Raw genomic sequence first — 6,786 nt, forward strand, 5'->3', positions numbered from 1 at the left:
TGGCGCTGAAGCCGGCGGAGGCCGACCTCGCCGCCCGCGTCTTCGGCGGCGATCCGACGTTCCCGGTCGAGCACGACGCGACCGCCGTCTCCCGGCTCGAAACCGAGCTGAGCGCCACACGTGACCGCCGGGCGGCACGACTCAAAGCCGAGCTCGCGAACGACCTCGCGGAGCTACGGGGTCCCGTCGAGACGCTCGTCCGCGACGCCCTCGAACTGGACGTCGAGCTCGCTGTCTCCCGGTTCGCCCGCGAGTTCGACTGCGTGATGCCCGAGGTGGTCGATCCGGGCGACGGCGGGGGGGACGGGTTCCACATCGAAGGTGGGCGGTCCCCGCTGCTCGACGTCGCGTTCGACGCGGTCGAGCCCGTCGACTACGCCGTCTCCGGCCCGACGCTGCTCTCGGGGGTGAACTCCGGCGGCAAGACCTCGACCCTCGACTTGGTCGCGCTCGTCGTGGTGCTCGCGCAGATGGGGATGCCCGTCCCGGCCGCGTCGGCGCGGATCGAGCGGTTCGAGGAGCTCCACTACTACGCGAAATCACAAGGGACCCTCGACGCGGGCGCGTTCGAGGCGACGCTGCGGGACTTCGGCGACCTCGTCGAGGGGGCGGCGGGCCGTCTCGTCTTGGTCGACGAGCTGGAGTCGATCACGGAGCCCGGCGCGTCCGCGAAGATCATCGCGGGCATCCTAGAGGCGCTCGACGGACAGGACGCCACGGCGGTGTTCGTCTCCCACCTCGCTCGGGAGATCCGCGCCGCTGCAACGTTCGACGTCGCCGTCGACGGCATCGAGGCCGAGGGGCTCGTCGACGGCGAGCTGCGGGTGAACCGCTCGCCGCGGAAGGGTCACCTCGCGCGGTCGACGCCGGAGCTCATCGTCGAGAAGCTCGCCGAGGACCGCGAGAGCGACTTTTATGCGAAGTTGCTGGAGAAGTTCTGAGCGGACGTCTCTCGACCCGATCGGTCGTTCGGACTCAATCGTCGCCGAGCTCCGCCGTGACCGTGATCTCGACGTCGAGCGGTGCGGGGAGTCGAGACACCTCGACGCAGGTCCTCGCCGGATACGGCTCCGAGAGGAACGAACGGTACGCCTCGTTCACCGCGTCGTAATCGTCCATGTCGGTGAGATAGACGGTCGCCGTCACGATCGCGTCGGTCGACGTCCCGGCCGCCTCCAGTATCGTGGCGACGTTCGCGAGGGTCTGAGTCGTCTGTTCGGCCACCGATTCGGGTGCCTCGCCCGTGTCGGGATCCACGCCCGTCTTTCCCGAAACGTGGACCGTGTCACCGGAGACGATCCCCTGGGAGTACGGGCCGAGGGCCTCCGGCACGTCGTCGGTCGTGATCTCTCGCATCGGTCGAAGCGACGACGCACCCGCACATCAAGATACGGGTCGCAGGAGCGGTTCCGTGCGGAATTTCGGTCTTGTCAGACGGATGTCCCGTGGTTCTCGCCGGAGTGTGTCGGCCGCACTCCGGAAACACGGGTCTTCCGCCTACAGCAGCGGCAACAGGACCGCCCGCGCCAGTCCGAGGAAGACGAAGAATCCGAGCACGTCGGTCGCCGTCGTGATGAAGATGGTCGCCGACGTGGCGGGATCGAATCCGAGTCGATCGAGAACCAGCGGCGTGATCGCGCCGAAGAACCCGGCGATGACGAGGTTCGCGACCATCGATATGCCGATGACCGCGCCGAGCGCGAGCCCGAACTCGCCGAATGAGAAGGCGGTCGCGATGACCGCCACGAGCGCGCCGGTGATAATTCCGTTCGCCGCTCCGGCGATGACCTCGTTCGCGACGACGCGCTTCCCGGTCGACAGCGACACCTGTCCGAGGGAGATGCCGCGAACCGTGACCGCCATCGCCTGCGTCCCGGCGTTGCCTCCCATCCCGGCGACGACCGGCATGTACGCGGCGAGGATCGCGACCGCGGCGATCGTCGACTCGAACAGCCCCACGACCGCGGCGGCCATGAACGCCGTCCCGAGGTTGAGGATGAGCCACTTGTACCGCCGCCGGACCTTCTCGGCCGGCCCGTCGAGGACGCTCTCCTCTTCGGAGACGCCGGTAAACTCGTACAGCGTCTCGCCGGCGGCCTCGTCGATCAGCCGCAGGAGGTCGCTCGCGTAGATCACGCCGAGAATGTCCTCCTCCTCGTCGAGCACCGCGACGGTCCGCTCGCTGTTCTCTCGGAACACCGCGAGCACGTCCTCGTCGTCGCTGTCGTACCTGACGGAGGGCGTCTCTTGGACGTAGTCCGTGACCGCGTCCGTCTCCGGGTCCGCGGTCGACAGCGCCGTCCCGGGGAGCTCGCCGAGGAGGTGTTCGTCCTCCGTGACGAGGATCGTCGGTGTCCGGTCGGTCCGCCGTTTGAACCGGCGGACGCGATCCGTCACTGCCCCAAACGACCGGTCGGCGTCGACAGTGACGTAATCGAGGTTCATCACGCCGGCTGCGCTCTCGGGGTCGAACGACAGCAGGAACTCGACCTTCTCGCGGCGAGTCTCATCGAGCGTCGCGAGTAGCGTGTCGCGGGTCCCCTCGTCGACGTAGCCGAGGACGTCCGTGATCTCGTCGGGGTCCAGCCGATCGAGAAACGTCTCCAGTTCAGTGCGGCTCATGTCAGCCGCGACCGCCGCTCTGACGTCCTCGGCGAGCGAGAAGTAGACGTCCCGCCACTCCCGCTCCGGAAGCGACGTGAGCTCGTCGCCCGGTCGCGACGACATGGCGATCGTCTCCTGGATCGACTCGGGTTGGACTCCCATACAGGGTACGCGTCAGCTGGTCACTAAACAGCGGCGACACCGACATCGACGCCCTGGAGCTGCCGCTCAGTCGTCGCTCGCCGCCTTCGCCGGTTTCCGGCGGTCGTTTCGCGGCCCCTCCAGCTCCACGGCCGGCAGCAGGTCGCGCAGGTACCGTCCGGTGTGTGAGTCGTCGTCGCGGGCCACCTCCTCCGGCGTTCCGCTCGCGACGAGCTCGCCGCCGCCCTCGCCACCCTCCGGGCCGAGGTCGATGATGCGGTCGGCGTTCTTCACGAGGTCGAGCTCGTGTTCGATGACGACCACCGTGTTGCCGCCGTCGACGAGCCGGTGGAGCACGTCGATCAGCTTGCGCTCGTCCTCCTTGTGGAGCCCCGTCGTCGGCTCGTCGAGCAGATAGAGGGTGTCGCCGGTCGCCTTCTTGCCGAGCTCCTCGGCGAGCTTGACGCGCTGGGCCTCACCCCCCGAGAGAGTCGTGGAGGGCTGACCCAGTTCCATGTAGCCGAGTCCGACGTCTTTCAAGAGCTTGAGGCGGCGCTGGAGCCCCTGGTGGCTCTCGAAGAAGTCGTACGCTTCGTCGACGCTCATGTCGAGCACGTCGGCGATCGTCGCGCCCTTATACGTAACGTCGAGCGTCTCGTCGTTGTACCGGGCACCGCCACACTGCTCACAGGGGACGTACACGTCCGAAAGGAAGTTCATCTCGATTTTGACCGTGCCCTGTCCGCCACACTCCTCACAGCGGCCGCCTTTCACGTTGAACGAGAAGCGCCCCTTCTCGTAGCCGCGCCGCTTCGAGAGCTTGGTCTCGGCGAACAGCTCCCGGACGTAGTCGAACACGTCCGTGTACGTCGCGGGGTTCGAGCGCGGCGTCCGTCCGATCGGCGACTGGTCGATGAGTCGCACCGTCTCGATCCCGTCCATCCCCTCGATCGCGTCGTGGTCGCCGGGATCGACCGAGGTGTTGTCGTTCATCTCTCGCACGAGTCCTTTATAAAGGATGTCGTGGACGAGCGTCGACTTGCCGGAGCCGGAGACGCCGGTGACGGCCGTGAGCGTCCCGAGCGGGATCGGTACGTTCAGATCCGTCAGGTTGTGCTGGCGAGCGCCCCGGACGACGAGCTCGCCGTCGGGCTCGCGGCGCTCGTCGGGGACCGGGATCTCCTTGCGGCCCGCGAGGTAGTCCGCCGTGACGGAGCCGTCGGCGTCGACGATGTCGTCGAACTCGCCCTGAGCGACGACCTCGCCGCCGCGCTTGCCGGGACCGGGACCCATGTCGATCACGTGGTCGGCGCGGCGCATCGTCTCCTCGTCGTGCTCGACGACGACGAGCGTGTTGCCCAGGTCACGAAGGCCCGTGAGCGTGTCGAGCAGGCGGTCGTTGTCGCGCTGGTGGAGCCCGATCGAGGGCTCGTCGAGCACGTAGAGGACGCCCACGAGCCCCGAGCCGACCTGCGTCGCGAGCCGGATTCGCTGGCTCTCCCCGCCCGAGAGCGTCGACGCTTCCCGGTCGAGCGTGAGGTACTCCAAGCCGACCTCCTCCATGAAGCCGAGTCGTGCGCGGATCTCCTTGAGTATCTCCTCGGCGATCTTCGTGTCGCGCTCGCCGAGCCGCTCTTCCATCCCCTCGAAGTGCCGCCGGGCGTCGCCGATCGACAGCCGGTTCACCTCGGTGATCGGCGTGCCGTCGACGAGCACGTGTCTGGACTGCTCCTTGAGGCGAGTCCCGTCACACTCGGGGCAGGTCGTCACCGCCATGTACTCCTCGATGTGCTCGCGGGTGGACTGTGAGTCCGTCTCGACGTGGCGGCGCTCCAGGTTGGGGATGACGCCCTCGAAGCGCTTCTCCTTGCGCCGCGTCCCGTTCTTCGTCTGCCGGGTGAACACGACCTGCCGGTCCGTGCCGTAGAGGAACTGATCTCGGATATTTTCGTCGAGCTCGTTCCACGGGGTATCGACGCTCACGCCGAAGTGATCCGCGACGTTGTCGATCCGCGTCCGATAGTACGAGCGGTTGTACGACCACGCCTCGAACACGTGTTTGAGCGGTTTCGAGGGGTCCTCGATCACGAGATCCTCGTCGACCTCCTTCGTCGACCCGATCCCCTCACACTCCGGGCACGCGCCGTACGGGCTGTTGAAGGAGAACGAACGGGTCTCGATCGCCGAGAACTGGAAGTCGGAGTTGGGGTTACCGAGCGCTTCGGAGAACTCGACGACGAGACGATCGTCGCCGTCGGCGTCAGCCGCCAGCGACCCAGTCGAACGCGTGTTCGAGGCGAACGGGACGTCCGCGGGCGGGTCGGGAACGATCAGTTTGAGCGCGCCGCCGGCCTCTTCGAGGGCGGTCTCGACCGAGTCGGTGATCCGCGAGCGGGCGTCCGGACTCACCTTTACGCGGTCGACGATCACGTCGATCGTGTGGTCGTAGTTCTGGTCGAGCTCGGGGTCCGCGACGGTGAGGTCCATCGGCTCGCCGTCGACCTCCACGCGGGCGTACCCGTCGGCGACGAGCTCCTCGAACAGCTCCTCGAACGCCCCTTTCTGGTCGCGTACGACCGGCGCGGCGACCTTCGCACGGGTTCCCTCGGGGAGTTCGAGGACCTGTGCCACCATGTCCTGGGCGGACTGTTCGCCGACCTCCTCGCCGGTGACGGGGTCGTGCTGGGTGCCGATCCGGGCGTACAGCAGCCGGAGGTAGTCGTGCAGCTCGGTGACGGTCCCGACCGTCGATCGCGGGTTGTTAGCGGCGTTCTTCTGGTCGATGGAGATGGCGGGCGATAACCCCTCGACCGCCTCCACCTGCGGTTTGTCCATCTGTCCGAGGAAGTTGCGGGCGTACGCCGACAGCGACTCGATGTAGCGGCGCTGCCCTTCGGCGTAAACGGTGTCGAACGCGAGCGACGACTTCCCCGACCCTGAGAGGCCGGTGACGACCGTGAACTCCTCGCGCGGGATCCGGACGTCGAGGTCCTTGAGGTTGTGCTCCTCGGCACCGCGGACCTCGATGTAGTCCTTGCTCATGCTGGTCCACTGTTGCGCCCGCGCGCGGGAATACCCGTCGGTTTCGGCGATCGGATCCCGCCGTCGACCGGCTCAGCGCCCGCCGTCGACCGGCTCAGCGCCCGACGATCTCCGCCGGCGGCGAGAGGTTCCGGCGGCCGCCGAACGTGACGAGGAACAGCACGCCGACGCCGACGCCGTACGCCAGCATGAGTGGGAGCGTCGCGAGGAACATGGTGATCACGCCGGCGGGGGTGAACACCGCCGCGAACAGGAGGATCCCGACGGTCACCTCCCGCCAGCGGCCGCGGAAGGCGTCGTAGGGGACGCCCGCCTTGTTCAAAAGCACCATCAGCACGGGAATGTCGGCGAGGAAGCCGATGCCGACCGTCGTGTAGATGACGAGCCAAAGGAAGTCGCTCACCTGGTACGTGATGATCATGTCGGCGGTCGCGGCGTCGGTTATCAACCACCCGATAAGCGCGGGGGCGATGTACGTGTATCCCAGCGCGAAGCCGCCGATCAGCCCGGCGGACAGCGCCGCCGTCCACACGTACACCTGCCGGACGTGCCCGGCCACGAACCCGCGGTCGCGGAGCGCGGGCCACGCGTAGTACAGCAGGAACGGGAAGACGGCGACGATCCCGAGCAGGAGCGAGAACTTCACCATGAAGATCAGCGCCTCGACAGGGTGGAGCGTGATGATGTTGATCCCCCCGTCGACCGCCTCCGGAACGCGCGATTCGAGGTCCGCGCGCACGGTCGCGAGCCCGCCGAGATACAGCCACGTGAACGCCAGCGCCATCACGCCGCCGAACACGACCAGCAGCCGGAACGACCGCGACCGCAACGAGTCGAAGATGAACTTGAGGTCCGTGTAGTAGCCGCCGATGTCGTCCTCGGCTTCCTCGCCCTCGCCGTCGGTGAGCTCCGAGAGGAACGTCGAGGACGCCCGCGAGGAGCGGTCGCCGATCGTCCCGAGCAGCCCGCCGTCGGTGGCGTCGCCGCCCGCGTCGGCGC

General features: G+C 67.6%; 5 protein-coding genes. 1 reads left to right on the plus strand and 4 read right to left on the minus strand.

Annotated elements, in window-relative coordinates; translation table 11 throughout:
- Positions 1-941: MutS-related protein (locus ACFQEU_RS09285; RefSeq protein ID WP_417448538.1), on the plus strand; the 941-nt coding region annotated here is incomplete at its 5' end.
- Positions 942-975: 34 nt separating this feature from the next.
- Here the strand turns inward: ACFQEU_RS09285 and ACFQEU_RS09290 are convergent.
- From ACFQEU_RS09290 to tatC, 4 genes are all read right to left on the minus strand, one after another.
- Positions 976-1,356 carry a RidA family protein gene (locus tag ACFQEU_RS09290; protein WP_379781457.1) on the minus strand — a complete coding sequence of 127 codons (381 nt, stop codon included), beginning with the start codon at positions 1,354-1,356 and terminating at the stop codon, positions 976-978.
- 141 nt (positions 1,357-1,497) lie between these two features.
- Positions 1,498-2,766 carry a magnesium transporter gene (locus ACFQEU_RS09295; protein WP_379781459.1) on the minus strand — a complete coding sequence of 423 codons (1,269 nt, stop codon included), beginning with the start codon at positions 2,764-2,766 and terminating at the stop codon, positions 1,498-1,500.
- 66 nt (positions 2,767-2,832) lie between these two features.
- A complete protein-coding gene (gene uvrA / locus ACFQEU_RS09300) occupies positions 2,833-5,787 on the minus strand; it encodes an excinuclease ABC subunit UvrA (protein WP_379781461.1) in 2,955 nt (984 codons plus the stop codon).
- Between the two features lie 94 nt (positions 5,788-5,881).
- A partial coding sequence (gene tatC, locus ACFQEU_RS09305) for a twin-arginine translocase subunit TatC (protein ID WP_379781463.1) occupies positions 5,882-6,786 on the minus strand: 905 nt, incomplete at its 5' end.

The sequence above is a fragment of the Halorubrum tibetense genome, from assembly GCF_042661865.1.
Taxonomy (GTDB): Archaea; Halobacteriota; Halobacteria; order Halobacteriales; family Haloferacaceae; genus Halorubrum; species Halorubrum tibetense.

What these genes read in the sequence shown, in the direction of transcription:
- ACFQEU_RS09290 (WP_379781457.1), bottom strand. Translation starts at nt 1,356, where the DNA reads ATGCGAGAGATCACGACCGACGACGTGCCGGAGGCCCTCGGCCCGTAC.
- ACFQEU_RS09295 (WP_379781459.1), bottom strand. Translation starts at nt 2,766, where the DNA reads ATGGGAGTCCAACCCGAGTCGATCCAGGAGACGATCGCCATGTCGTCG.
- uvrA (WP_379781461.1), bottom strand. Translation starts at nt 5,787, where the DNA reads ATGAGCAAGGACTACATCGAGGTCCGCGGTGCCGAGGAGCACAACCTC.